General features: G+C 70.1%; 24 protein-coding genes. 9 read left to right on the top strand and 15 right to left on the bottom strand.

The annotated features are described in order from the left end of the window. Window positions 1-53: 53 nt before the first annotated feature. Window positions 54-614 carry a thymidine kinase gene (locus AC1Q7O_RS12570; protein ID WP_492661381.1) on the bottom strand — a complete coding sequence of 187 codons (561 nt, stop codon included), beginning with the start codon at window positions 612-614 and terminating at the stop codon, window positions 54-56. 156 nt (window positions 615-770) lie between these two features. Here AC1Q7O_RS12570 and AC1Q7O_RS12575 point away from each other — a divergent pair, with 156 nt between their 5' ends. From AC1Q7O_RS12575 to AC1Q7O_RS12585, 3 genes are all read left to right on the top strand, one after another. After that, the gene (locus AC1Q7O_RS12575; RefSeq protein ID WP_394513912.1) at window positions 771-974 is read left to right on the top strand and encodes a hypothetical protein; all 204 of its coding nucleotides are present in this window, start codon (window positions 771-773) and stop codon (window positions 972-974) included. An 86-nt stretch (window positions 975-1,060) separates the two neighbouring features. Then, window positions 1,061-1,708, top strand: coding sequence for a hypothetical protein (locus tag AC1Q7O_RS12580; RefSeq protein ID WP_492661380.1), 648 nt, complete (start codon window positions 1,061-1,063; stop codon window positions 1,706-1,708). Next, window positions 1,705-2,925: a glycoside hydrolase family 19 protein gene (locus tag AC1Q7O_RS12585; RefSeq protein ID WP_492661379.1), complete on the top strand. Its 1,221-nt coding sequence runs from the start codon at window positions 1,705-1,707 to the stop codon at window positions 2,923-2,925. Before AC1Q7O_RS12580 ends, AC1Q7O_RS12585 begins: the two co-directional genes overlap by 4 nt. 181 nt (window positions 2,926-3,106) lie before the next feature. Here AC1Q7O_RS12585 and AC1Q7O_RS12590 read toward each other — a convergent pair whose 3' ends face one another. From AC1Q7O_RS12590 to AC1Q7O_RS12605, 4 genes are all read right to left on the bottom strand, one after another. Continuing rightward, window positions 3,107-4,474 (bottom strand): efflux transporter outer membrane subunit, encoded by a 1,368-nt coding sequence (locus tag AC1Q7O_RS12590; protein ID WP_492661378.1) that lies wholly within the window; start codon window positions 4,472-4,474, stop codon window positions 3,107-3,109. A gap of 5 nt (window positions 4,475-4,479) precedes the next feature. Continuing rightward, complete coding sequence (locus AC1Q7O_RS12595) at window positions 4,480-7,713, bottom strand: efflux RND transporter permease subunit (RefSeq protein WP_492661377.1); 3,234 nt, start codon at window positions 7,711-7,713, stop codon at window positions 4,480-4,482. A 107-nt stretch (window positions 7,714-7,820) separates the two neighbouring features. Beyond that, a complete protein-coding gene (locus AC1Q7O_RS12600) occupies window positions 7,821-9,041 on the bottom strand; it encodes an efflux RND transporter periplasmic adaptor subunit (RefSeq protein ID WP_492661376.1) in 1,221 nt (406 codons plus the stop codon). 19 nt (window positions 9,042-9,060) lie between these two features. Further along, window positions 9,061-9,846 carry an alpha/beta hydrolase fold domain-containing protein gene (locus AC1Q7O_RS12605; protein ID WP_492661375.1) on the bottom strand — a complete coding sequence of 262 codons (786 nt, stop codon included), beginning with the start codon at window positions 9,844-9,846 and terminating at the stop codon, window positions 9,061-9,063. Between the two features lie 128 nt (window positions 9,847-9,974). On the opposite strand from AC1Q7O_RS12605, the gene AC1Q7O_RS12610 reads away from it, so the two are divergent. Further along, window positions 9,975-10,910 (top strand): LysR family transcriptional regulator, encoded by a 936-nt coding sequence (locus AC1Q7O_RS12610; protein WP_492661374.1) that lies wholly within the window; start codon window positions 9,975-9,977, stop codon window positions 10,908-10,910. Window positions 10,911-10,916: 6 nt separating this feature from the next. On the opposite strand, the gene AC1Q7O_RS12615 is transcribed toward AC1Q7O_RS12610, so the two are convergent. Next, a complete protein-coding gene (locus AC1Q7O_RS12615) occupies window positions 10,917-11,072 on the bottom strand; it encodes a hypothetical protein (protein ID WP_492661373.1) in 156 nt (51 codons plus the stop codon). Window positions 11,073-11,175: 103 nt separating this feature from the next. On the opposite strand from AC1Q7O_RS12615, the gene AC1Q7O_RS12620 reads away from it, so the two are divergent. Beyond that, entirely contained in the window at window positions 11,176-11,961 is a 786-nt protein-coding gene (locus AC1Q7O_RS12620) for a ubiquinone/menaquinone biosynthesis methyltransferase (RefSeq protein ID WP_492661372.1), read from the top strand. Here AC1Q7O_RS12620 and AC1Q7O_RS12625 read toward each other — a convergent pair whose 3' ends face one another. The 7 genes from AC1Q7O_RS12625 to trpE all read right to left on the bottom strand — a co-directional run bounded on the left by AC1Q7O_RS12625 (window position 11,962) and on the right by trpE (window position 18,093). Continuing rightward, the gene (locus tag AC1Q7O_RS12625; RefSeq protein WP_492661371.1) at window positions 11,962-12,648 is read right to left on the bottom strand and encodes a uracil-DNA glycosylase; all 687 of its coding nucleotides are present in this window, start codon (window positions 12,646-12,648) and stop codon (window positions 11,962-11,964) included. It lies immediately after the preceding gene. Continuing rightward, window positions 12,645-13,436 carry an indole-3-glycerol phosphate synthase TrpC gene (gene trpC, locus AC1Q7O_RS12630; RefSeq protein WP_492661370.1) on the bottom strand — a complete coding sequence of 264 codons (792 nt, stop codon included), beginning with the start codon at window positions 13,434-13,436 and terminating at the stop codon, window positions 12,645-12,647. Before trpC ends, AC1Q7O_RS12625 begins: the two co-directional genes overlap by 4 nt. Then, window positions 13,436-14,470 carry an anthranilate phosphoribosyltransferase gene (gene trpD, locus AC1Q7O_RS12635; protein ID WP_492661369.1) on the bottom strand — a complete coding sequence of 345 codons (1,035 nt, stop codon included), beginning with the start codon at window positions 14,468-14,470 and terminating at the stop codon, window positions 13,436-13,438. The genes trpC and trpD overlap by 1 nt, the downstream gene beginning before the upstream one ends. 1 nt (window position 14,471) lies before the next feature. Then, window positions 14,472-14,972, bottom strand: a complete 501-nt coding sequence (locus AC1Q7O_RS12640; protein WP_492661368.1) for a DinB family protein — start codon at window positions 14,970-14,972, stop codon at window positions 14,472-14,474. A 2-nt stretch (window positions 14,973-14,974) separates the two neighbouring features. Then, entirely contained in the window at window positions 14,975-15,937 is a 963-nt protein-coding gene (gene ltaE, locus AC1Q7O_RS12645; RefSeq protein ID WP_492661408.1) for a low-specificity L-threonine aldolase, read from the bottom strand. A gap of 83 nt (window positions 15,938-16,020) precedes the next feature. Then, entirely contained in the window at window positions 16,021-16,605 is a 585-nt protein-coding gene (locus AC1Q7O_RS12650) for an anthranilate synthase component II (protein WP_492661367.1), read from the bottom strand. Next, window positions 16,606-18,093: an anthranilate synthase component I gene (trpE, locus tag AC1Q7O_RS12655; protein WP_492661366.1), complete on the bottom strand. Its 1,488-nt coding sequence runs from the start codon at window positions 18,091-18,093 to the stop codon at window positions 16,606-16,608. It lies immediately after the preceding gene. 273 nt (window positions 18,094-18,366) lie between these two features. Between trpE and AC1Q7O_RS12660 the strand changes: the two genes are divergently transcribed. Next, complete coding sequence (locus AC1Q7O_RS12660) at window positions 18,367-18,969, top strand: chalcone isomerase family protein (protein ID WP_492661365.1); 603 nt, start codon at window positions 18,367-18,369, stop codon at window positions 18,967-18,969. Here AC1Q7O_RS12660 and gph read toward each other — a convergent pair. Further along, entirely contained in the window at window positions 18,947-19,609 is a 663-nt protein-coding gene (gene gph / locus AC1Q7O_RS12665; protein ID WP_492661364.1) for a phosphoglycolate phosphatase, read from the bottom strand. The genes AC1Q7O_RS12660 and gph overlap by 23 nt on opposite strands. Continuing rightward, the gene (gene alaC, locus AC1Q7O_RS12670) at window positions 19,606-20,826 is read right to left on the bottom strand and encodes an alanine transaminase (RefSeq protein WP_492661363.1); all 1,221 of its coding nucleotides are present in this window, start codon (window positions 20,824-20,826) and stop codon (window positions 19,606-19,608) included. Before alaC ends, gph begins: the two co-directional genes overlap by 4 nt. A 358-nt stretch (window positions 20,827-21,184) precedes the next feature. On the opposite strand from alaC, the gene AC1Q7O_RS12675 reads away from it, so the two are divergent. From AC1Q7O_RS12675 to AC1Q7O_RS12685, 3 genes are read left to right on the top strand one after another with little or no spacing between them, the layout of a single operon-like run. Then, window positions 21,185-21,850 (top strand): alpha/beta hydrolase family protein, encoded by a 666-nt coding sequence (locus AC1Q7O_RS12675; RefSeq protein ID WP_492661362.1) that lies wholly within the window; start codon window positions 21,185-21,187, stop codon window positions 21,848-21,850. Further along, window positions 21,847-22,755, top strand: a complete 909-nt coding sequence (locus AC1Q7O_RS12680) for a carbohydrate kinase family protein (protein ID WP_492661361.1) — start codon at window positions 21,847-21,849, stop codon at window positions 22,753-22,755. Before AC1Q7O_RS12675 ends, AC1Q7O_RS12680 begins: the two co-directional genes overlap by 4 nt. After that, the gene (locus AC1Q7O_RS12685) at window positions 22,752-23,660 is read left to right on the top strand and encodes a pseudouridine-5'-phosphate glycosidase (RefSeq protein ID WP_492661360.1); all 909 of its coding nucleotides are present in this window, start codon (window positions 22,752-22,754) and stop codon (window positions 23,658-23,660) included. The genes AC1Q7O_RS12680 and AC1Q7O_RS12685 overlap by 4 nt, the downstream gene beginning before the upstream one ends. Window positions 23,661-23,754: the final 94 nt, after the last annotated feature.

A 23,754-nucleotide genomic window follows, 5' to 3' on the forward strand; every position in this document is an offset into this window, starting at 1 on the left:
GACGCTCTGCAGAGCCTGCCGGCCCAGGTGCTCCTTGGCCGGCGTTGGCGTCGCTAGCCCTGCCTGAAGCAGCGCCCGCAGACCGAGCGGTAGCGCGCGTTGCCGCCGATCTCCACCTGCGCGCCCTCGGTGACCTTGCGGTTGCTGGCGTCCACGCGCATGTTCATCGTCGCCTTGCGGCCGCAGTCGCAGATGGTCTTCATCTCGTCCATCTCGTCGGCCAGCGCCAGCAGCGTGGCCGAGCCGGGGAACAGCTCGCCCTGGAAGTCGGTGCGCAGGCCGTAGCAGATGGCCGGCAGGTTGCGCAGGTGCGCCATCTCGTGCAGCTGCTGCACCTGGTGCTTGGACAGGAACTGCGCCTCGTCGATGAGGATGCAGGCGATGCCCGGCGCGTCGTTCATCAGCGCGATGAAGTCGGTTGCGCCATCGAACTGCTCGACCTGGCGCTGCGGCCCCAGCCGCGACGTGACGAAGCCGTGGCCGTAGCGGTCGTCCAGCCGCGCGGTGAAGATGCGCACCCGGTGGCCGCGCTCCTCGTAGTTGTGCGCCACCTGCAGCAGGGCGGTGGACTTGCCGGCGTTCATCGCGGCATATCTGAAAAATAGCTTGGCCATGGGTCGTTCAAAGCAGTGCCGCATTGTCCCTGGCGCCCGACCCCGCGCTTGGAGGGTGGGGTAAGCCCGTGGTTTGGTGGCTAACTGCGGGCTTGCGAGGTGGCGTTGTCATCATTCGTGTGGATCAATGGACCCTTCGTCCTGACCTGCACGAAGATGAGCAAAGACACCGTGACCGCGGTCCGCCAAGATGGCCTGCGCTACCAGTCGAAAGTGGGCGGTTCGCCCTTCCTCGGCAGCGGCCACACCCGCTCCTGCTTCAAGTGCGGCAAGCACCGCTCGCCGGCCAGCCTGCAGTCCATCCGGCTGTTAGGTCGCAACGAGGTCGTTTGCAAGCCCAATTGCAAGACGCTTCCCTAGTTCCGTAGACGTCCACAGGACGACGGATGAGGCGGCGTCGGCCGCCCGCCTAAGCTGGCCCGGTCGCACCAGACCGGGAGCAGCAGATGCCCATTCCACTGATCGCGGCGGCGCTGTCGGCGATCGCGCCGCAGCTCGCTCAAAAAGGGCTGGACCTGCTCAGCGGCGTGTTCCGCGGCGCGGTCAACAAGGGCACGGCCGAGATCGCCGACCTGATCCAGCAGAAGACCGGCATCGACATCAACGATGTCGCCGACAACAAGCTCACCGAGACGCAGTGGGCGCAGCTCAAGCAGTTCGAGTTCGAGTACCAGGGCAAGCTGCTGGAGTACCGCCAGAAGAGCGACGCCAACCAGCTGGAGTACGAGCGCATCGCTGCCGCCGACCGCGCCAGCGCGCGGCACATGCAGGAGGCCGCCATCGCCAGCACCGACCCCTGGGTGCGGCGCTTCATCTACATCTACGCCAGTGTGCTGACGCTGCTGACGTTCGTCTTCATCTTCTTCGCCGCCTTCGGGCCCGCCTACAAGTCTGACGACCCGCGCGCCCGCGTCATCGACACGGTGCTGGGCTTCCTGTTGGGCGTGACGCTGTCGGCCATCATCCAGTACTTCTTCGGGTCCAGCGCCGGCAGCAAGGCCAAGGACGAGAAGATCGGCCAGCTGGGCGAGGCCATCCGTGCGCAGAGCGTCGCCATGCAGGACCAGGATGGTGACCACGGAGGCCGGCCATGAGCGACCTGGTGCGCGAGCAATCCGTCTTCCTGCTGCATGTGTGCGAGCTGGTCAGGAAGGCCGGCGAGCTGGGCTTCTCGGCGTCCGCCGGTGAGCTGTACCGCACGCCGGAGCAGCAGGCGCTGCATGTCCGCAACGGCCGCAGCACGACGATGGCCAGCCAGCACCTGAAGCGCCTGGCCATCGACCTGAACTTCTTCCGCGACGCGCCGGACGGCCGGCCGCTGCTGGTGTCCGACGTGGAGACGCTGCGCCCCATCGGCCAGTTCTGGGAGGGGCTGGACGCCGCCAACCGCTGGGGCGGAAACTGGACCACCTTCAAGGACACGCCGCATTTCGAGCGGCGCGAGGTGGCCGCCAGCGCCCCGATGCCCGGGCCTTCGGCCGCGGTGGTGCCGGCCGCTGCCGGCACGCGCGGCCGCGGCCTGACGACGGGCGCCGTCGGCGCGCAATGCAGCAACGCCCGGGACGACGTGGAGAGCGTGCAGCAGCTGCTCAACCTCTGCAGCGCTGCCGGCCGCGTGGTGTTGCCCGCGCCGCTGAAGCCCGACGGTGCCTTCGGCCAGAAGACGCTGGACGCCATCATGGCGTTCCAGCGCAGCGCGCTGGGCCAGGGCGAGCCGGACGGGCGCGTCGATGCCAACGGCGCCACGCTGCTGAGCCTGTGCGAATCGCTGCCCGACGTGCTGGCGCCGCCGTGGCTGAGCCTGCTCTACCTGCGCGCCCGGGACGAGGACGTGGCCGACTTCTCATCCCGGCTTCAGCAGGTGATGGCCAACCGGCACATCGACACGCCGCTGCGGCAGGCGCACTTTCTCGCGCAGGTGGGGCACGAGTCGGGCGAGTTCCGCTTCCGCGCCGAGATCGCCAACGGCGAGGCCTACCAGGGCCGCGTGGACCTGGGCAACCTGCAGCCCGGTGACGGGCGCAGGTTCAAGGGCCGAGGCCTGATCCAGCTGACGGGCCGCGCCAACTACGGCGAGTACGGCCGGGCCATCGGCCGCGAGGCGGAGCTGCTGGCCACGCCGGAGCTGGTGGAGACCGACCCCGACCTGTGCGTGGACGTGGCCGGCTGGTTCTGGGCCAAGAAGAACCTGAACAACCTGGCCGATGTCGACGACCTGACCTCGCTGACCAAGCGGGTCAACGGCGGCCTCAACGGCATCGACGACCGCCGCCGCTTGCTGCTGCGCGCCAAGGCACTGCTCGGTGTTTGAACTGAAGCCCCTCGCTCAGTCTCGCTGCGCTGAACGCGGGCGAGCCTGATCGGTCCCCCGAGGGGACGGCGATGCTTGCGGCATCGAGCCGCAAGCACATCGCCCAACGCGGGCCGGCTTGGGAGCGGCCCGGCGCTCGGCCCGCAAGTTCCAAGGCCGAGAGTGCCGGGTTTGTCGCGCTTCAGGCGCCTGTCCAGCCGCCGCCCAGCGCGCGGATCAGGCCGACGGTGGCCTGGTACTGCGCCGAGCGCACCTGCAGTGCGGCGCGTCGGTTGGCGAGCTCGCTGCGGCGGGCATCCAGCAGCTCCAGCTGGCTGACCAGGCCGTTGCGGTAGCGCGTGTCCGACAGCTTCAGCGCTTGGCCCGCCGCCGCCACGGCGCGGGCGCTGGCCTCACCCTGGGCCTGCAGCAGCGACAGCGCGCCGAGCTGGTCTTCCACGTCTTTGAGCGCCAGCAGGAACTGCTCGCGGAACACGATGGCCGAGCCGTCCAGCTGCGCCTTCGCGGCGTTGACGCTGGCCTCGCGGCGGCCGCCGTCGAAGATCGGCAGCGCGGCCAGCAGGCCCACGCCCCAGGTGCTGGCGCCGCTCTTCAGCAGGTCGGACAGTTCGCTGGACACGCCGCCGCCCTGGGCCGTCAGCGACAGGCTGGGCCACCAGGCGGCCTGCGCCACGCCGACGCGGGCCTGTGCTGCCTGCAGCTGGCTGCGCGCAGCGGCGAGGTCGGGGCGGCGCTGCAGCAGCTCGGAGGGCAGGCCGGCGGGCACGGCGGGCAGCGCGGTGGCCCACGTCGTCGGCGCGAGTCGGAAGTTGGAGGCCGGCTCGCCCAGCAGCACGGCCAGCGCGGTCTCCAGCTCGACGCGGCGGCGGTCCAGCGCCAGCGCCTCGGCCTCGTTGGCGGCGAGTTCGGCGCGCACGCGGGCCAGGTCCAGGTCGGCGACGTCGCCGGCGCGGGCGCGCTTCTCGGTCAGCGACAGCGTCTCGGCGTAGGCCGCGACGGTGCCCTGCACGATGTCGCGCTCGGCATCCAGCGCGCGCAGCGCGAGATACCCGCGGGCGACGTTGGCCTGCACCAGCAGCCGCGCATCGGCCAGCAGCTGCTCGCGGGCCTGCACGTCCAGCGCGGCGGCGTCGCGCTCGTGCAGCAGGCGGCCGCCCAGGTCCAGCTCGTAGGCCAGGTTGAGGCCGGCGCTGTACTGCGTGGCGCCTGGCGCGCCCGGCGTGGGTGTGTTGCGGCCGGCGCCAGCGGAGGCGCCCAGCTGCGGCAGCCGCGACGCCTGCGCCGAGCCCAGCGCGGCCCGGGCCTGCGCGAGCCGGTTGGCGGCCAGCTGCACGCTGGTGTTGGCCGCCATCGCGCGGCCGACGAGGTCGTCCAGCACGGGGTCGGCAAACGGCTGCCACCAGCTGGCGGTCAGCGCAGGCGCGGCGTTCGCGGCGGCGGTCTTGTAGGCAGCAGGTGCCTGCGGCAGCTGGGCGGGGTCCACCGAGCCGACCGACGCGCAACCCGCCAGCAGCAGTGCTGCGAAAAGTGGGGTCAGGTTCAATTTCATGATGATCACTTGCCTCGTTGCGGCAGGGCGTCGATGACGGGCTGCGCGGGGGACTCGGGGGCCGCCGGTGCCGCCGGCGCAGCGACCTGGCCACCGTGGTGGCGCAGCGGTGCGTTGCCGGTGAGGCGGCGGACGATGACGTAGAACAGCGGCGTCAGGAACAGGCCGAACAGCGTCACGCCGATCATTCCGGCGAACACCGCCACGCCCATGGCCTGGCGCATCTCGGCGCCGGCGCCGGTGCTGAGCACCAGCGGCAGCACGCCCATGACGAAGGCCATCGACGTCATCAGGATGGGCCGCAGCCGCAGCCGTGCCGCTTCCAGGGCTGCCTGCACCGGCGTGCGGCCAGCAAACTCAAGCTCGCGCGCGAACTCGACGATCAGGATCGCGTTCTTCGCGCTCAGACCGACGAGCACGATGAGCCCGATCTGCGTGAACACGTTGTTGTCGCCATGGCTCAACCACACGCCGGTCATCGCCGCCAGCAGGCCCATGGGCACGATGAGCAGGATGGCGATGGGCAGCGTCAGGCTCTCGTACTGCGCGGCCAGCACCAGGAACACCAGCAGGATGGCCAGCGGGAACACCCACGCAGCGGAGTTGCCGGCGATCTTTTCCTGGTAGGTCAGGTCGGTCCACTCGTAGCCGATGCCCGGGGGCAGCGTCTCGGCGGCAAGGCGCTCCACGGCGGCCTGCGCCTGGCCCGACGAGAAGCCGGGCGCGGCGCCGCCGTTGATGTCGGCGGCCAGGAAGCCGTTGTAGCGCATGGCGCGTTCGGGGCCGAAGCTGGGCTGCACCTTCATCAGCGCGGACAGCGGCACCATCTCGCCCGACGACGAGCGCACCTTCAGCGCGCCGATGTCCTCGGCACGGGCGCGGTAGGCGGCATCCGCCTGCACGCGGACCGAGTACGTGCGGCCGAACTTGTTGAAGTCGTTCACGTACAGGCTGCCGAGGTAGATCTGCATCGTGTCGAACACGTCCGTCACGGCCACGCCCAGCTGGCGGGCGCGGGTGCGGTCGAGGTCGGCGAACAGCTGCGGCACGTTGACCTGGTAGCTGGAGAACAGGCCGGCGAGTTCAGGCGTCTTGTAGGCCTTGGCCATGAAGGCCTTGAGCGCCTGGTCCAGCGCCTCGTAGCCGAGGCCGCCGCGGTCCTGCAGCTGCAGCTTGAAGCCGCCGGTGGTGCCCAGGCCCTGCACGGGCGGCGGCGGGAACATGACGATGAAGGCGTCCTCGATCGCGCCGTACTGCGCGTTCAGCTTGCCGGCGATGGCACCGGCGGACAGGTCCTTGGTCTTGCGCTCGTCGAAAGGCTTCAGCGTGGCGAACACGATGCCCGAGCTGGCGCTGTTGGTGAAGCCGTTGATCGACAGGCCGGGGAAGGCCACCGCATGCTCCACGCCCGGGGTCTTGAGCGTGATGTCGGTCATGCGGCGGATGACGTCCTCGGTGCGGTCCAGCGTGGCGCCGTCCGGCAGCTGCGCGAAGCCGATCAGGTACTGCTTGTCCTGCCCCGGCACGAAGCCGCCGGGCACGGCCTTGAACAGGCCGGCCGTCGCGGCCACCAGCACGAGGTAGACGACCATCATGACCGCCTTGCGCGACATCAGCGTCTTCACGCCGCCGCCGTACTTCTCGGAGCTGCGCGTGAACAGGCGGTTGAAGCGGCCGAAGAAGCCGCCCAGCACGCGGTCCATGCCGCGGGTCAGCGCGTCTTTGGGGGCGTGGTGGTCCTTCAGCAGCATCGCGGCCAGCGCGGGCGAGAGGGTGAGCGAGTTGATCGCCGAGATCACCGTCGAGATCGCGATGGTCAGCGCGAACTGCTTGTAGAACTGGCCCGTCAGGCCGGTGATGAAGGCCAGCGGCACGAACACCGAGATCAGCGTCAGCGCGATGGCGATGATGGGGCCGGAGACCTCGCGCATCGCCTGGTAGGTGGCATCGCGCGGGCTCAGGCCGTTGGCGATGTTGCGCTCCACGTTCTCGACCACCACGATGGCGTCGTCGACGACGATGCCGATGGCCAGCACCAGCCCGAACAGGCTCAGCGCGTTGATCGAGAAGCCGAAGCCGTGCATCACCGCGAAGGTGCCGATGATGGACACCGGCACGGCCAGCAGCGGGATGATGGACGCGCGCCAGGTCTGCAGGAACAGGATGACGACCAGCACCACCAGCGCGACGGCTTCCAGCAGCGTGTGGATGACGGACTCGATGGAGGCGCGGACGAACTGCGTCGGGTCGTAGACGATGGTGTAGTCCACGCCCTCGGGCATCGCGGCCTTCAGATCGGCCATCGTGGCGCGCACGTTGGCCGAGATGTCCAGCGCGTTGCCGCCCGGGGCCTGGAAGATCGGCACGGCGACGGCGGACTTGTTGTCCAGCAGCGAGCGCAGCGCGTACTCGGACGCGCCCAGCTCCAGCCGGCCCAGGTCACGCAGCCGCGTGACGGCGCCATTCGCACCGGTCTTCACGATGATGTCGCCGAACTCCTCGACCGACTGCAGCCGGCCCTGCGCGTTGACCGACAGCTGCAGGTCCACGCCCGCCAGGCCCGGCGAGGCGCCGACGACGCCAGCCGCGGCCTGCACGTTCTGGCCGCGGATGGCGGTGACGACGTCGCTGGCCGACAGGCCGTGCTCGGCCACCTTCTGCGGGTCCAGCCAGACGCGCATCGAGTAGTCGCCCGCACCGAACAACTGCACTTGGCCGACGCCCTGGATGCGCGCGAGGCGGTCCTTGACGTTGAGCAGCGCGTAGTTGCGCAGGTAGGTCATGTCGTAGCGCTCGTTGGGCGAGGTCAGGTGCACGACCATGGTCAGGTCGGGGCTGCTCTTGACCGTCGTCACGCCCAGCCGCTTGACCTCCTCGGGCAGCCGCGCCTCGGCCTGGCTGACGCGGTTCTGCACCAGCTGCTGGGCCTTGTCGGGGTCGGTGCCGAGCTTGAAGCTGACGGTCAGCGTCATCAGGCCGTCCGTCGTCGCCTGGCTGCTCATGTAGAGCATGTCCTCGACGCCGTTGATGGCCTCTTCGAGCGGTGTGGCCACCGTCTCGGCGATGACCTTGGGGTTGGCGCCGGGGTACTGGGCGCGCACGACGACCGACGGCGGCACGACGTCGGGGTATTCCGAGATCGGCAGCGCGCGGATCGACAGCAGGCCGCCGATGAAGATCAGCAACGACAGCACGCCCGCAAAGATCGGGCGGTCGATGAAGAATTTGGAGAGATTCATGAGGGCTCCTGGCGCGAGCGTTGCGGTTTCAGGCGACAACACGCCCCCCGCGGGCCGGTTTTGCCGGCCCGCAGACAGCGCTCGCGGGTGGGGTTGGGCTTCTTAGGTCAGGAGGTCTTGGCCGCCGCTTGCTGGGCGCTCAGTTCCGGTTTGGCGTCCATGGCCACGTCCTTGGGCGCGAGCACCGAGCCCGGCCGCACGCGTTGCACGCCGCCGACGACGATGCGCTCGCCGCCCTTCAGGCCCGAGGTCACGACGCGCAGGCCGTTCACGCTGGCACCCAGCGTCACGGGCCGCCACTCGGCCTGGTTGCCGGCGCCGACGACGATGACATAACGCTTGTCCTGGTCGGTGCCGACGGCGCGCTCGTTGACGAGCAGCGCCGCCTCGTTGCGCGCCTGGCCCATGCGCAGCTTGGCGAACTGGCCGGGGATCAGTGCGCCGTCCTTGTTGTCGAACTGGGCGCGCACGCGCAGCGTGCCGCTCTTGGCGTCCACCTGGTTGTCCACCAGCTGCAGGCGGCCGGTCGTGGCCTTGTCGCCGCCGGTCTGCATCTCGACGGGGATGCGCTCCAGGCCGCGACGCTCCGCAGCGCCGCCAGGCAGCGAGGCCAGCGCGTCGCGCACGACCTTCTCGTCGGCGTCGAAGCTGGCGTAGATGGGGCTCACCGACACCAGCGTCGTCAGCACCGGCGCGCCCGCGCCCGCGGCGACGAGGTTGCCCGTCGTCACCTCGACCTTGCCGACGCGGCCGGCCACCGGTGCGCGCACCTGCGTGTAGCCCAGGTTCAGCTGGGCCGACTGCAGCGCGGCCTGCGCGGCGCGCAGGTTGGCGGCGGCCTCGCGGGCGGCGTTGTCCTTCTCGTCGAACTCGCGCTTGGCGACGGCGCGGTCGTCCCACAGCGACTTGGCGCGCTGCGCCTCGCTCTGCGAGTAGGTCACGCGGGCCTGCGCGGCGGCCACCTGGGCTTCGACGCGCGCGACTTCGGCCTGGTAGGGCGCGGGGTCGATGGTGACGAGCAGGTCACCGGCCTTCACGAGGCTGCCCTCGCGGAAGTGCACGGCCTGCACGGCGCCCGACACGCGGGCCCGCACGTCCACGCGCTCCACGGCCTCCAGGCGGCCGGAGAACTCGTTCCAGGCGGCCACGTCCTGGCTGACGACCTGGGCGACCGACACCGGCGTGGCCGGTGGTGCCGCGGGGGCGGCATCGGCTTGCGCGACGCCCGCGCCGAACTGCGCGAAGCCGATGGCGCCCAGCGCGACGACGGCGGCGGCGCCGGCGATCAGGCCGACGCGACGGTTGAGAGGGAGAAGGGTGGACTGCATTTCTATTTCTTTCCGAGGGTCAAGCAGGATTCGTGGACAGCGCCCGGCGCGTGGTCTGGGCGAGGAAGTCGTGCAGCGGCGCCAGCGCGTCGCAGGGGTTCAGCGAGGCCAGCGTCAGGTCGCTGGCGCAGCCGCCGTGGGCGCGCAGCGCGGCGGCGTAGCGGCGCGCCTCGTCGTTCAGCGGGTGGCCCTGCACGCCCACCACCAGGGCCGGCGCCAGGCCCCCAAGGCGGGTGGCGTTCAGTGGCGCGGCGTAGGGGTGGTCGGCGCGCGTGCTGTCGCCGAGATAGACCTGCCAGCCCTTGGCGTACATGCACTCGCAGCCGCCGCATTCGCCGTCGCGCATGGAGGCGCTGCCCAGCGCCGGGTCCAGCATGGGCGTGATGAGCAGCTGGCCGGCGATCTGCGGGGCCTGCTGGTCGCGCGCCATCATCGCCAGCGCGGCAGCCAGGTTGCCGCCGGCCTCCTCGCCGGCCACGAACAGCGCGGTGTGCTGCGTGCCGGTCAGCTGGCCGGGGCGGACGGCGAGCGCCTGCAGCGCCTCGAACGCGGCGGCCAGTGCGGTCGGGAAGGGGTGGGCGACCGGGTAGTCCAGCGTGACGACGTCAGCGCCGGCGCTGGCGAGCAGCTCGGCGCGGTGGGGCGTGTCTGCCGGGGCGTCGCCGGTGAAGCCGCCGCCGTGCAGCCACAGCAGCAGCGCGCGCCCGCCGCCGGCCAGAGGCCGGCGAGCCGCGTAGACCTCCGCCGCCCAGCCGGGCGCGGGGCCCAGGCGCAGCGAGGTGGGTGTGGCGAGCTTGTTATCCATGGCCCGAAAGATAGAGATTGGTGTCCCATAGATAAACGGCCTTGGCCGTGACTCACTTTTCCTTCACATGGAACAATCTGCGCCAATCTGGGCAGCAAACTGCCGGCCACTCAACAGCGAAGCCGTTTATGGACCGTCTCACTGCGATGCAAGCCTATGTCCGTGTCGTCGAGGCCGGCACCTTCACCAAGGCGGCCGACTCGCTGGACCTGCCCAAGGCCACGGTCACGCGGCTGATCCAGACGCTGGAGACGCACCTGCGCACCAAGCTGCTGAACCGCACGACGCGGCGCGTGACGGTGACGCCCGACGGCGCCGCCTACTACGAGCGCGCGATGCGGCTGCTGTCGGACCTGGAGGAGCTGGAAGGCAGCATGAACCAGGCGCGCGTGACGCCACGCGGCCGCATCCGCATCGACGTGCCGGGCGTGGTGGGCCGCGAGATGATCATTCCGCACCTGCCGGAGTTCTATGCCAAGTACCCCGACATCCAGATCGAGCTGGGCGTCAGCGACCGCACGGTGGACCTCATCAGCGACAACATCGACTGCGTGATCCGTGGCGGCGAGCTGACCGACCAGAGCCTGGTGGCGCGGCGCATCGGCGAGTTCCGCTTCATCACCTGCGCCACGCCCGAGTACCTGCGCCGCCACGGCACGCCGGCGCATCCGCTGGAGCTGACGCAGCCGCCGCACCGCATGGTGGGTTATTTCTCGGCGCGCACGGGCAAGGTCATGGCCGACACCTTCCGGCGCGGCGAGGAAACGGTGGAGGTGGCCGGCAACCACATCCTGGCGGTCAACGACGCGAATGCCTACCTGAACGCCGGCCTGGCCCACCTGGGCGTGGTGCAGCTGACCTGTTTCATGGCCGGGCCGCTGCTCAAGCGCGGCGAGCTGGTGCGGGTGCTGGAAGACTGGGACGCCGAGCCGGTGCCGGTCTACGTGGTCTACCCGCCCAACCGCCACCTCAGCAGCAAGCTGCGGGTGTTCGTGGACTGGGTGGTGGAGCTGATCGGCCGCGAGGCGATGGGCGGGCTGAAGCTGCGCTGCACGACGGCCTGAGGGCCGTCAGGCCTCGCCGTCGCTGCTGGCGACCTGCGTCGCGTGGCCGAAGTCCTCGGCGCTGGGCGCCGGCGCGCTGATCGCGAGCAACATGCCCGCCGCCAACGCCGTGACGGCCGTCGCGGCGGTGATCAGCGTGAAGATGGAACGGGTGTTGTTCATGGTGACTCTCCTGTCGGCCACCTCTTGAGTGGGGTGTGTGCCGATGGTTGTCACTGTATGAGTTGCGGCCCGTGGGAAAAAGCCGCTGGAATAGAACGGCGAGTTGCTGCTGGCGGAACAATCGCGGGCAGGGAGGTTGTCCATGCAGCAACGAGAAATTGGGCCCTCGCAGGGCAATGCCGCCGAGTTCGCCTGGCAGCGCGACGACGTCTTCGGCCGCATCGCCGATCGCTATGACAGGCTTTGCGACCTGTTCAGCCTGGGCATTCACCGGACCTGGAAGCAGCGTGTGGCGCAGGCCATCGCACGCGAGCCCTGGGGCACGCTGCTGGATGGCGCCACGGGCACGGGTGACGTCCTGCTGCGGGTGCTGCCCGGTGTGGCGGGGCAGCAGCGCCACATCATCGCGTCGGACATCAGCCCCAGGATGCTGGCCATGGCCGAGCGGCGTCTGGTTGCGCACGGCAGCGCCGTGTCGTTCCGAGAATTGGACGCCGAGTGCATGCCGGCCATGCCCGACAACAGCGTCGATGCCTATTCCATCTCGCTGGGGCTGAAGATCTGCGATCGGGGGCGGGCGATGAGCGAGGCCTGGCGTGTGCTCCGGCCAGGCGGCCGGCTCATCGTGCTGGAGGCGTCCAACATCCGCTGGGCACCGTTGCACAAGGCCTATCTGCTCTATATGTCGCTGTGCATGCCGATACTGGGCTGGCTGGCCACCGGGGGCGACGCGTCGGCCTACAAATACCTGCTGCACGGCATTCGTGATTTCCCGGCGGCCGAGGCCTTGGCGCAGGAACTCAGCGAGCGAGGCTTCGAGGACGTGGGCTTCGAGCGCCTGTCGCTGGGCATCGTGGCCATCCACACGGCCCGCAAGCCGGGCGGCTGATCAGGCCTTCTTGGGCGCGCCCCGCCCGCGCTCATCCAGCCAGGCCTTGGCCGTCGAGAAATGCCCGCAGCCGATGAAGGGCCGCGGCGGCTTCAGCGCGGACAGCGGCGACGGGTGGTTGGCCTTCAGCACCAGGTGATCCTGGCGTGCCGCCTCGATCAGCGGCGCCTTGGCTTGCGCATAGGCGCCCCACAGCATGAAGACCTTGGGCGCCGGGTCTTCGGCCGCCGTCTTGATGAGGGCGTCGGTCAGCGGCTCCCAGCCGCGGTTGGCGTGGCTGGCGGCCTGGCCGTCTTCCACCGTCAGCACCGCGTTCAGCAGCAGCGTGCCGCCCTCGGCCCAGCGCACCAGGCTGCCGGTGGGCGGGAACGGCTTGCCCAGGTCGCGCTGGATCTCCTTGAAGATGTTGCGCAGGCTGGGCGGGAAGGGCACGCCCTCGGGCACGCTGAAGCTCAGCCCCTCGGCCTGGCCGGGGCCGTGGTACGGGTCCTGGCCGAGGATGACGACGCGCGTCTGCGACAGCGGCGTCAGCGTCAACGCGCGCAGCGGCTCGGGCGGGTAGATGGTGGCGCCTGCCGCATGGCGCTCGGCCAGGTAGGCCAGCAGCTTCTGGCCGGCGGGGCTGGCGGCCCAGGCGTCGACGACGGGGCGCCAGTCGGTGTCCGGCAGGGTCAGCGGGAAGTTCATGCGAACAGCGTCGCCAGCGCTGCACCCGGGTCCGGCGCGCGCATGAAGGCCTCACCCACCAGGAAGGCGTGCACGTTGGCGTCGCGCATGCGCTGCACGTCCGCTGCGCCGAGGATGCCGCTCTCGGTCACCAGCAACCGATCGGCCGGCACGCGCGGCAGCAGGCCCAGCGTGGTGTCCAGCGTCACGTCGAAGGTGCGCAGGTTGCGGTTGTTGATGCCCAGCAGCGGCGTCTTGAGCGCCAGCGCGCGGTCTAGCTCGTCGCCGTCGTGCACCTCCACCAGCACGTCCAGGCCGATGGCATGGGCGGCGGATTCGAGGTCGGCCATCTGCGAATCGGCCAGGCAGGCGGCGATGAGCAGGATGCAGTCCGCACCCATCGCGCCGGCTTCCATGACCTGGTACTCGTCGACGATGAAGTCCTTGCGGATGACGGGCAGCTCGCAGGCGGCGCGCGCGGCCTGCAGATAGGCCACCGAGCCCTGGAAGAAGCGCTCGTCAGTCAGCACGGACAGGCAGGCCGCGCCGTGGCGGGCGTAGCTCTCGGCGATGGCCGCGGGCTGGAAGTCCGCGCGGATGACACCCTTGCTGGGGCTGGCCTTCTTGATCTCGGCGATGACGCCGGCCCGGCCTGCCGCGACCTTGGCGCGCAGTGCACGCTCGAAGCCGCGCTGCTCGCCTTTGCGGCCCTCGGCCTCCTCACGCTGCGAGGCCAGCGAGCGCTTCGCCTTGGCCGCCGCGATCTCCTCCCACTTGACCTCGACGATCTTCTTCAGGATGTCCGCCATCAGTTCGCCCCCAGGTTCTGCGTCACCTTGACGAAGGCATCCAGCTTGGCGCGCGCCGCGCCGCTGTCCAGCGCCTGGCGGGCGCGGGCGATGCCGTCGGCGATGGTCGAAGCCACGTTGGCCGCGTACAGCGTCGCGCCGGCGTTCAGCAGCACGATGTCGCGTGCCGGGCCGGTCTGGCCGTCCAGCACGCCCAGCAGCATCTCGCGCGACTGCTCGGGGCCTTCCACCTTCAGGCTGCGGTTGCTGGCCATCTGGAAGCCGAAGTCCTCGGGGTGCACCTCGTACTCGCGCACGGCGCCGTCCTTCAACTCGCCCACCAGCGTCGTCGCGCCGAGCGAGATCTCGTCCATGCCGTCCTTGCCGTAGACGACCAGCGCGTGTTCCGCGCCCAGGCGCTGCAGCACGCGCACCTGGATGCCGACGAGGTCGGGGTGGAACACGCCCATCAGGATGTTGGGCGCGCCGGCCGGGTTGGTCAGCGGGCCCAGGATGTTGAAGATGGTGCGCACGCCCAGTTCGCGGCGCACCGGCGCGATGTTCTTCATCGCCGGGTGGTGGTTGGGCGCGAACATGAAGCCGATGTCGCACTCGGCGACGCTGGCCGCCACCTGGCGCGGCGTCAGCTGGATGTTGGCGCCCAGCGCCTCCAGCACGTCGGCGCTGCCGGTCTTGCTGCTGACGCTGCGGTTGCCGTGCTTGGCGACCTGCGCGCCCGCGGCGGCGGCGACGAACATCGAGCAGGTGGAGATGTTGAAGCTGTGCGCACCGTCGCCACCGGTGCCGACGACGTCGACGAGATGCGGCTGCGGGCCCAGTGGCACCTTGTTGGAGAGCTCGCGCATGACCTGCGCGGCGGCGGTGATCTCGCCGATGGTTTCCTTCTTCACGCGCAGGCCGGTGATGAGGGCCGCGGCGATGACGGGCGACATCTCGCCGGCCATGATGCGGCGCATCAGCGTCAGCATCTCGTCGTGGAAGATCTCCCGGTGTTCGATGACGCGGGTCAGGGCTTCGTTGTCGGTGATGGGCATGTCAAAGCTCCCGGCGCGCGGGTTCGGTTTGGTGCAAAAAACGCGTGAACAGGTCGCGCGGCGGCGGTGTGTCGACCAGCTTCATCAGCATGCCGACGTTGCCGCGGTGGTGGCTGCCGTGGTGGATGACGTGGGCCAGGATTTCCTCCCGGCTCATGCGGCCAGCGTCGCCGTCGGTGAAGCGAAAGCTCAGCACTTCCTCGAACCGCTCGGGCGCCAGGCCGCGCACGTAGTCGACGTACCAGCCGTCCACCTGCTCGACCGACGCACGCAGCTCATCGAGTGTCGGTGTGGCCTCGGTGTTGCTGGCCGCCAGGCCGTGCGGCTCGCCGCGCAGGTGGGCGGCAAAGATGCGGTCTACCGTGTGGATGTGGTTCAGCGTGCGGATGGCGATGTGGCGGTTGTCGGGGGACAGGGGTGCCTCGGCCAGCGCGGTGAGGAACTCGCGGTCGATGGCAGCCTTCTGCTCGTACAGCGAGATCAGCAGCGTGGATGTCGACATGCTCAATCCTTCGTCAGGAACTCGCGGGCCGCCGCGATGGCGTGGTCGACGCCGGCGGTGTCGACGTCCAGGTGCGTCACGAAGCGCAGGCCGATCAGCCCGGTGGCCAGCACGCCGCGCGACTTCAGGTGCTCCAGCAGCGCCGGCGTGCGGCCGTCGCTGACCTGGGCGAAGACGATATTCGTCTGCGGTGGCGTGACCGTGACACCCGGCAGCGCCGCCAGGCCCTGTGCCAGCCGCTTGGCCAGTGCGTGGTCGTCGGCGAGGCGGTCGACGTGGTGGGTCAGCGCGTGGTCCGCCGCGGCGGCCAGCAGGCCCACCTGGCGCAGGCCGCCGCCCACCATCTTGCGCACGCGGTGGGCACGCTGGATCAGTTCGCGCGAGCCCACCAGCATGGAGCCGATGGGCGCGCCCAGCCCCTTGCTGAAGCAGATGGAGACGGAGTCGAAGTGCCGCGCGAGCTCCGCCACCGTGCGGCCGGACGCGACCGCGGCGTTGAACAGCCGCGCGCCGTCCAGGTGCGTCGCCAGCCCGCGCGCATGGGCCAGCTCGCAGGCGTCGGCCACGTAGCTGGCCGGCAGCACGTGGCCGCTCCAAGTGTTCTCCAGCGCCAGCAGCCGCGTGCGTGCGAAGTGCGGGTCGTCGGGCTTGATGGCCGCGGCGATGTCGTCCAGCTTCAGCGTGCCGTCCGGCTGGTTGGGGAGCGGCTGCGGCTGGATGCTGCCCAGCACGGCCGCGCCGCCGCCTTCGTAGCGGTAGGTGTGGGCCAGCTGGCCGACGATGTACTCGTCGCCACGGCCGCAATGGGCCAGCAGGCCGCAGAGGTTGCTCTGCGTGCCGCTGGCCATGAAGAGGGCGGCTTCCTTGCCCAGCAGCGCGGCGACGCGCTCCTGCAGCGCATTGACGGTGGGGTCGTCGCCGAAGACGTCGTCGCCGACCTGCGCGGCGGCGATCGCTTCGCGCATCGCTGCCGTCGGCTTGGTGACGGTGTCGCTGCGCAGGTCGACAGTGGCTGTTCCGCCACCGCCAGAAGACGGGGCGTAGTCAGTCACGGCTTCAGCTCCAGGAAGTTGCGCAGCATCGCGTGGCCATGCTCGCTGAGGATGGACTCGGGGTGGAACTGCACGCCCTCCACCGGCGTGGCCGTGCCGGCCAGCTCGCGGTGGCGCACGCCCATGATCTCGCCATCGTCGCTCCGCGACGTGATCTCCAGCACCGCCGGGCAGGTCGCTTCCTCGATGACGAGGGAGTGGTAGCGGATGACGCTGAAGTCCTTGGGCAGGCCGGTGTAGACGCCGCGCTGGTCGGTCGTGATCGTGCTGGCCTTGCCGTGCATCTGGCGCTGCGCGCGGATGATCTTGCCGCCCAGCGCCTGGCCCATGGCCTGGTGGCCCAGGCACACGCCCAGCAGCGGCTTCTTGCCGATGAAATGCTGGATGGCTTCCACGCACACGCCCGCCTCGGTCGGCGTGCAGGGGCCGGGCGAGAAGACGATGTGGTCGGGGTTCAGCGCGGCCATCTCGGCGACGGTGATCTCGTCGTTGCGCACGACCTTCACGTCGGCGCCCAGTTCACCGAAGTACTGGACGATGTTGAACGTGAAGCTGTCGTAGTTGTCGATCATCAAGAGCATTTAGAAGCCCTCCTCAACCAGTTCGGCGGCGCGCAGCAGGGCGCGGGCTTTGGCTTCCGTCTCTTGCCACTCCAGCTCGGGGACCGAGTCGGCGACGACACCGGCCGCCGCCTGCACGTACAACGTGCCGTTCTTGATGATGCCGGTGCGGATCGCGATCGCCAGGTCCATGTCGCCGGCAAAGCTCAGGTAGCCGCAGGCGCCGCCGTAGATGCCGCGCTGCACGGGCTCCAGCTCGTCGATCAGCTCCATCGCGCGCACCTTGGGCGCGCCGGTCAGTGTGCCGGCGGGGAAGGTGGCCTTCAGCACGTCCAGCTGGCCCACCTCGGGGCGCAACACGCCTTCGACGTTGGACACGATGTGCATCACGTGCGAGTAGCGCTCGACGACGAAGGCCTGCGTGACCTTGACGCTGCCGGTGCGGGCGATGCGGCCGATGTCGTTGCGCGCCAGGTCGATCAGCATCAGGTGCTCGGCGCGCTCCTTGGGGTCGGCCTGCAGTTCGGCTTCGAGTTCCAGGTCGCGCTCGGGTGTCGCGCCGCGCGGGCGGGTGCCGGCGAGCGGCCTGATCGTGACCTTGCGCGAGCCGTCGCTGGCGTGCTCCTCGCGCACCAGGATCTCGGGGCTGGCGCCGACGATCTGGAAGTCGCCCAGGTCATAGAAGTACATGTAGGGGCTGGGGTTCAGCGCCCGCAGCGCGCGGTACAGCGCGATGGGTTCGGCCTTGTACGGCTTGGCGATGCGCTGGCCCACCTGCACCTGCATCAGGTCGCCGGCGGCGATGTAGTCCTTGGCTTTCTGCACGGCGGCCAGGTAGTCGGCCTTGGCGAAGCCGCGCGTCGGCGCGTGCGACTCGCTGCGCTGCACGCGCGGCACGCTGACGGAGTAGGTCAGCTTGTCGCGCAGCGCCGACAGCCGCTTCTTGGCGCGGAAGTAGGCCTCGGGCTGGCGCGGGTCGGCCCAGACGATGAGGTAGAGCCGGCCCGACAGGTTGTCGATGACGGCGATCTCTTCCGACAGCAGCAGCACGATGTCCGGCGTGCCCAGGCCTTCGCCCTTGTGTTCGCGGTCCAGCTTCTTCTCGATGGCGCGCACGGCCTCGTAGCCGAAGTAGCCGGCCAGGCCGCCGCAGAAGCGCGGCAGGCCGGCGGGGATCCTGGGCTTGATGCGGTCCTGGTAGGCCGCGATGAAGTCCAGCGGGTTGCCGTCGTGCGTCTCGACGATCTGGCCGTCGGTCAGCACCTCGCAGTGGTTGCCGGTGGCGCGGATCAGCGTGCGCGCGGGCAGGCCGATGAAGGAGTAGCGCCCGAAGCGCTCGCCGCCGACGACGCTCTCCAGCAGGAAGCTGTTGCGCGCATGGCCTGCGCCCGAGCACAGCTTGAGGTAGAGGGACAGCGGGGTTTCGAGGTCCGCAAAGGCCTCGCTGATGAGCGGAATGCGGTTGTAGCCCTCGGCGGCCAGGCTCTGGAATTCGATTTCGGTGATCACGACGTCAAACCTTGAAAAGACAGTTTCAGGGCTTGGCGTGCAGCCCGGGGGAGAACGGGCAACGCGATGAAGAGCGCGTCAGGGCGCGCCAAGCGGCATCAGACAGCGGTGGCCCAGGGACGCCAGGGCCAGGCTCCCCGGTCGCTCGACCCCGTGATGTGCTTGCGCGTGATGAACATGGTCGGGCCAGTGTATCAGCGGGTCTTTCGCGCTGTCGGGCCATACTTCGGCTCACGGAGACGCCGCCATCGCGGCAGAACAATGGAGCGAGACATGCGCGCATTCGTCGTAGCGGCCCTGCTGGCCGCCGGCAGCCTGAGTGGGGGAGTGGCGTGGGGCGAAACGGTCGAGGTGGCCAACGTCAAGTACGAGACGGCGGTGGACCTGGCTGGGCAGAAGCTGCAGCTCAACGGCGCCGGCATCCGCTACAAGTTCGTCGTCAAGGTCTACACCGCGGGGCTGTACCTGACCCACAAGGCCAGCACCACGCCCGAAGTGCTGAGCGCCCCCGGCCCCAAGCGCATCCACATCCAGATGCTGCGCGACATCGACGGCAACGAGCTCGGCAAGCTGTTCACCAAGGGCATGGAGGCCAATGCGCCGCGCGAGGAGTTCGCCAAGTGCATCAACGGCGTGCTCAAGCTCAGCGAGGTCTTCGCGAGCCGCAAGCAGCTCAACTCAGGCGACAGCTTCTCGGTTGATTACCTGCCGGGCGTGGGCGCGACCTTGCTGCTCAACGGCAAGAGCGTGATGCCCGAGCCGATCAAGGAGCCCGAATTCTTCTCGGCCCTGCTGCGCATCTGGCTGGGCGACAAGCCGGCCGACGATTCGCTCAAGGACGCGCTGCTCGGCGTCAAGCGCTCGTCGCGCCGCTGAGCCGGAGCTCGTCCAGCCGGCCCAGGTGCGCCAGGGCCGGCACGGCGCGGATGTCCTCGCCGTGGTTGTAGCCATAGGTCACCAGCACCACCGGGCAGCCCGCGCCGCGGGCCGCCTCGGCGTCGTTGCGTGAGTCGCCGATCATCCACGTCGCTGACGGCAGCGTGCCCAGCGCCTCGCAGGTCTTGCGCAGCGGCAGCGGGTCGGGCTTCTTGCGCTCGAAACTGTCGCCGCCGAAGACGTGGCTGAAGAACCCGTCCAGGCCTTTGTGCTTCAGCAGCTCGCGCGCCGGCGCGGCGGGCTTGTTGGTCAGCACGGCCAGCGGCAGGCCGGCCGCGCGCAGCGCCTCCAGCCCTTCGACGACGCCGGGATAGACGGCCGCGTGCGCGCCGTTCACGGCGGCGTAGTGGTGCTGGTACAGAGACCACGCGTGGTCGAACAGCCCCGGCTTGGCACCCACGTGAGCCAGCGTCTGGCGCACGAGGTGCTCGCCACCGCGGCCGATGGTGCGCTCCACAAACGCCCGGTCCACCGCAGGCAGGCCCACGTCGGCAAGCGTCAGGCCCAGCACCGCGACGAAGTCGCCCAGGGTGTCGACCAGGGTGCCGTCGAGGTCGAGGATGAGGGCTTGCGGTGTCATGCCTTCAGCACCCCGTCCGCCTTGAACATGGCCTTGATGCCCCGCACCGCCTGGCGGATGCGCGACTCGTTCTCGATGAGGGCGAAGCGCACATGGCCGTCGCCGTGGTCGCCGAAGCCGATGCCGGGCGACACGCAGACCTTGGCCTTCTCCAGCAGCTGGCGCGCGAACTCCAGCGAGCCCAGCTCGCGGTAGGGCTCGGGGATGCGCGCCCAGATGTACATGCTGGCCTTGGGGCAGTCCACCGCCCAGCCGGCCTCGGTCAGGCCCTTGTAGAGCACGTCGCGGCGGCGCTGGTAGCTGGCGGCTATGTCTTTCACGCACTGCTGGTCACCCTCCAGCGCGGCGATGGCCGCCACCTGCAGGGGCGTGAACGTGCCGTAGTCGTGATAGCTCTTGATGCGGGCGAGCGCGGCGACGAGGTCGGGGTTGCCCACCATGAAGCCCACCCGCCAGCCGGCCATGTTGTAGCTCTTGCTGAGCGTGAAGAACTCCACCGCCACGTCCTTGGCGCCGGGCACCTGCATGATGGACGGCGCCACAAAGCCGTCGAACACGATGTCGGCGTACGCCAGGTCGTGCACGACGAGGATGTCGTGCTTCTTTGCGAGCGCCACCACGCGCTCGAAGAAGCTCAGCTCCACGCACTGCGCCGTCGGGTTGGACGGGAAGCCGAACACCATCATCTTGGGCTTGGGGTAGCTGCCGCGGATGGTCTTCTCCAGCTCGGCGAAGAAGTCCACCTCGCTGCTGACCGGGATGGCGCGGATGTCGGCACCGGCGATGACGGCGCCGTAGATGTGGATGGGGTAGCTGGGGTCGGGCACCAGCACGGTGTCGCCGCGGTCGAGCGTCGCCAGCATCAAGTGGGCCAGGCCTTCTTTGGACCCGATGGTGACGATGGCTTCGCTGTCGGGGTTGATGTCCACGCCGTAGCGGCGCTGGTACCAGTGCGATATCGCGCGGCGCAGCCGCGGGATGCCCTTGCTGGCGGAGTAGCCGTGGGTGTCGGGCCGCTGCGCGACCTCGGCGAGCTTGGCGACGATGTGCGGCGGCGTGGCCCCGTCGGGGTTGCCCATGCTCATGTCGATGATGTCCTCGCCACGCCGGCGGGCGGCGAGCTTGAGCTCGGCCGTGATGTTGAAGACGTAGGGCGGGAGGCGGTCGATGCGCGCGAAGCGGCGCTTGCCGCCGGAAGCGGAAGACGAAGAGGTCATGGCTGTGTACGTGAGCGCCCGGAACCGTCCGAGCGACGTGGGCGGCTTGGCGCCGCGCCGAGGCCGACTCTAGCGCAGCCAGGGCCTGTCAACACTACGGGAGTAAGCCGCGAAGGCCCGCCGCCAGGGGCCAATCAAGGCGCAGCGCGCCGCCCGCATTGATATGCGGGCAAGCGGTGCAACGCGGAGTGGCCCCTGGCGGCGGGCCTTCCCTTCGGGTTGTGGCCAGCAAGCCCGCGCGCAGCGTTGCAAATCCTCGCCGGGTATTAAGCCCGGCTCCGGTTTGCGCCTTGCTCGCGGGCTTGCTGGCCACAACGCGGCATGCTCCCGTAGTGTTGACAGGCCCTAAGCTGGCGGCATGAATCTCATGCTGACCGTCGATGACGCGATCACCGTGTCCGCGCTGTGGCTGCAGCCGTCCCGGCCGCGCGCCGCCTACGTGTTCGCCCATGGCGCGGGTGCCGGCATGCAGCACCCTTTCATGGCGGCCCTGTCGCAGGCCTTGTTCGAGCAGTCCATCGCGACGCTGCGCTACCAGTTCCCGTTCATGGAGCGCGGCTCGAAGCGGCCCGACTCGCCGGCCGTGGCCCATGCCGCCGTGCGCGCCGCGGTGGCGTCCGCGCACGAGCGCCTGCCCGGCGTGCCGTTGCTGGCTGGCGGCAAGTCCTTCGGCGGGCGCATGACGTCGCAGGCCCAGGCGGCCGAGGCCATGCCGGGCGTGCGCGGCCTCGTGTTCGTCGGCTTCCCGCTGCACCCGGCGGGCAAGCCGGGCCTGGAGCGGGCGACCCATCTTGCCGGCGTGCGCGTACCGATGCTGTTCCTGCAGGGCACGCGCGACGAGCTGGCCGAGCTGGCGCTGCTGCGCGGCGTTGTCGATGAACTGGGCGACATCGCCACGCTGCATGTCGAGGACGACGCCGACCACGCCTTCCATGTGCGTGCGCGCAGCGGCCGCAACGACGCGCAGGTCGTGCAGGCGCTCGCGGAGGCCGTCGCGGCCTGGCTTCCTAGAATCACGCGATGAATTCCTCCGCCGCCCCCATCGTCTGCATCGGCGGCCTCAACATCGACCGCAAGCTGCGCCTGCTCGCGCAGGCCCTGGGCGGATCGTCCAACCCCTGCGAGGCGCACGAGACGCCGGGCGGCGTCGTGCGCAACGTCGCCGAGAACCTGGCGCGGCTGGGCCTGCCTGTCGCGCTGATCGCGGCCGTGGGCGACGACGCCGGCGGCCGCATGCTGATGGAGCAGGCCGCGCGTGTGGGTATCAACACCGACGCCGTGCTGAAGCTGCGCCGGCAGGTCAGCGACAGCTACACGGCCGTGCTGGCGCCCGATGGCGAGCTGCACCTGGGCCTGGCGGCGATGCCGCTGGTGGAGCGCCTGAACCCCTGGGCGCTGGCGGCCAGCCGGGATGTGCGCGCTGGCGCTGCGCTGGTGGTGGCCGACGGCAACCTGCCCACCGATGCCTGGCCGCTGCTGCTGGCCGAGGCGCGCGCCAGCGGCATCCCGCTGGTGGGCGTGGCCGTGTCGGAAGCCAAGATGGAGCGCCTGCCCGACGACCTGCACGGCCTGCACCTGCTGATCCTGAACGCCGGCGAGCTGTCCACCGTGGCCGACGAGCCCGCCGCGGCGCTGGCGCGGCTGCATGCGCGTGGCGTGGGCTGCGTGCTGGTGTCGCACGGCGGTGACGGCCTGCTGCTGAGCCAGCCCGGCTGCGAGCCGCGCCACTGGGCCGCACCGCAGGTGCGCGTCGTCGACGTGACCGGCGCGGGCGATGCGCTGTCGGCCGGCGTCTGCGCCGGGCTGCTGCGCGACCCGAACGACTTCGACGCCGCCGCCCGCCTGGGCCTGGACCTGGCCGCGCTGACGCTGCGCACCGAGGACAGCGTGCACCCCGAGCTGACCCCCCATTTCCTGGAAGAACGATGAACGACCTGATCCAGCTCTCGCCCGAAGTGGCCGCCGCCCGTGCCGAGGGCCGCGCCGTCGTGGCGCTCGAATCCACCATCATTGCCCACGGCATGCCCTGGCCGCAGAACCTGGACACGGCCCGCGAGGTGGAGGACGTCATCCGCGCCGAGGGCGCCGTGCCGGCCACCATCGCCGTCATCGGCGGGCGCATCCGCATCGGCCTGACGGACGACGAGCTGACGCAGCTCGCCCAGGCGCCCGACGCGATGAAGCTCAGCCGCCGCGACCTGCCGTTCGCCATTGCTACCGGCCGGCTGGGCGCGACGACGGTGGCCGCCACGATGATCTGCGCACACCTGGCCGGCATCGAGGTGTTCGTGACCGGCGGCATCGGCGGCGTGCATCGCGGCGGGCACGAGAGCTTCGACATCTCGGCCGACCTGCAGGAGCTGGCGCGCACGCCGGTGGCGGTCGTCTGCGCCGGTGCCAAGTCCATTCTCGACCTGGGCCTGACGCTGGAGTACCTGGAGACGCATGGCGTGCCGGTGCTGTCGGTGGGGCAGGACAACTTCGCCGCGTTCTTCACGCCCGACAGCGGCCTGAAGGCCGACTTCCGCATGGACGACGCCCAGAGCCAGGCGCGCTTCATCCGCGCCAAGTGGGCGCTGGGGCTGTCGGGCGGCGTCGTGTTGAGCAACCCGGTGCCGGCCGCGCAGGCCATGCCGCGCGAGGAGATCGACGCCATCACGACCCAGGCGCTGGCCGAGGCGGCGCAGCAGGGCATCCAGGGCAAGGCCATCACGCCCTTCCTGCTGGCGCGCATCAAGGCGCTGACGGGCGGCCGCAGCCTGGCCACCAACATCGCGCTGGTGAAGCACAACGCCGCCGTCGGCGCGCGGCTGGCGCGCGCGCTGGCTGCATAACCGGGCACGAAAAACGCGCAAGCCGCTACCGGCCAGCAATCAGCGAGCAAAACTGGGCCGGTAGGCTTGGCTGTCATTACAGTCAATCCCCTTT

The organism is Roseateles sp. GW823-FHT07B05 (assembly GCF_058794515.1).

Bases quoted from the DNA above. Each gene is read 5' to 3' on its own strand.
- trpC (WP_492661370.1), bottom strand. From the start codon at position 13,436: ATGGCGGACATCCTGAAGAAGATCGTCGAGGTCAAGTGGGAGGAGATC.
- AC1Q7O_RS12585 (WP_492661379.1), top strand. From the start codon at position 1,705: ATGAGCGACCTGGTGCGCGAGCAATCCGTCTTCCTGCTGCATGTGTGC.
- alaC (WP_492661363.1), bottom strand. From the start codon at position 20,826: ATGACCTCTTCGTCTTCCGCTTCCGGCGGCAAGCGCCGCTTCGCGCGC.
- AC1Q7O_RS12685 (WP_492661360.1), top strand. From the start codon at position 22,752: ATGAACGACCTGATCCAGCTCTCGCCCGAAGTGGCCGCCGCCCGTGCC.
- AC1Q7O_RS12650 (WP_492661367.1), bottom strand. From the start codon at position 16,605: ATGCTCTTGATGATCGACAACTACGACAGCTTCACGTTCAACATCGTC.
- AC1Q7O_RS12580 (WP_492661380.1), top strand. From the start codon at position 1,061: ATGCCCATTCCACTGATCGCGGCGGCGCTGTCGGCGATCGCGCCGCAG.
- AC1Q7O_RS12640 (WP_492661368.1), bottom strand. From the start codon at position 14,972: ATGTCGACATCCACGCTGCTGATCTCGCTGTACGAGCAGAAGGCTGCC.
- ltaE (WP_492661408.1), bottom strand. From the start codon at position 15,937: ATGCGCGAAGCGATCGCCGCCGCGCAGGTCGGCGACGACGTCTTCGGC.
- AC1Q7O_RS12595 (WP_492661377.1), bottom strand. From the start codon at position 7,713: ATGAATCTCTCCAAATTCTTCATCGACCGCCCGATCTTTGCGGGCGTG.
- AC1Q7O_RS12575 (WP_394513912.1), top strand. From the start codon at position 771: ATGAGCAAAGACACCGTGACCGCGGTCCGCCAAGATGGCCTGCGCTAC.
- trpD (WP_492661369.1), bottom strand. From the start codon at position 14,470: ATGCCCATCACCGACAACGAAGCCCTGACCCGCGTCATCGAACACCGG.
- AC1Q7O_RS12615 (WP_492661373.1), bottom strand. From the start codon at position 11,072: ATGAACAACACCCGTTCCATCTTCACGCTGATCACCGCCGCGACGGCC.
- AC1Q7O_RS12625 (WP_492661371.1), bottom strand. From the start codon at position 12,648: ATGAACTTCCCGCTGACCCTGCCGGACACCGACTGGCGCCCCGTCGTC.
- AC1Q7O_RS12590 (WP_492661378.1), bottom strand. From the start codon at position 4,474: ATGAAATTGAACCTGACCCCACTTTTCGCAGCACTGCTGCTGGCGGGT.
- AC1Q7O_RS12570 (WP_492661381.1), bottom strand. From the start codon at position 614: ATGGCCAAGCTATTTTTCAGATATGCCGCGATGAACGCCGGCAAGTCC.
- AC1Q7O_RS12660 (WP_492661365.1), top strand. From the start codon at position 18,367: ATGCGCGCATTCGTCGTAGCGGCCCTGCTGGCCGCCGGCAGCCTGAGT.
- AC1Q7O_RS12610 (WP_492661374.1), top strand. From the start codon at position 9,975: ATGGACCGTCTCACTGCGATGCAAGCCTATGTCCGTGTCGTCGAGGCC.
- AC1Q7O_RS12600 (WP_492661376.1), bottom strand. From the start codon at position 9,041: ATGCAGTCCACCCTTCTCCCTCTCAACCGTCGCGTCGGCCTGATCGCC.
- AC1Q7O_RS12675 (WP_492661362.1), top strand. From the start codon at position 21,185: ATGAATCTCATGCTGACCGTCGATGACGCGATCACCGTGTCCGCGCTG.
- gph (WP_492661364.1), bottom strand. From the start codon at position 19,609: ATGACACCGCAAGCCCTCATCCTCGACCTCGACGGCACCCTGGTCGAC.
- AC1Q7O_RS12605 (WP_492661375.1), bottom strand. From the start codon at position 9,846: ATGGATAACAAGCTCGCCACACCCACCTCGCTGCGCCTGGGCCCCGCG.
- AC1Q7O_RS12680 (WP_492661361.1), top strand. From the start codon at position 21,847: ATGAATTCCTCCGCCGCCCCCATCGTCTGCATCGGCGGCCTCAACATC.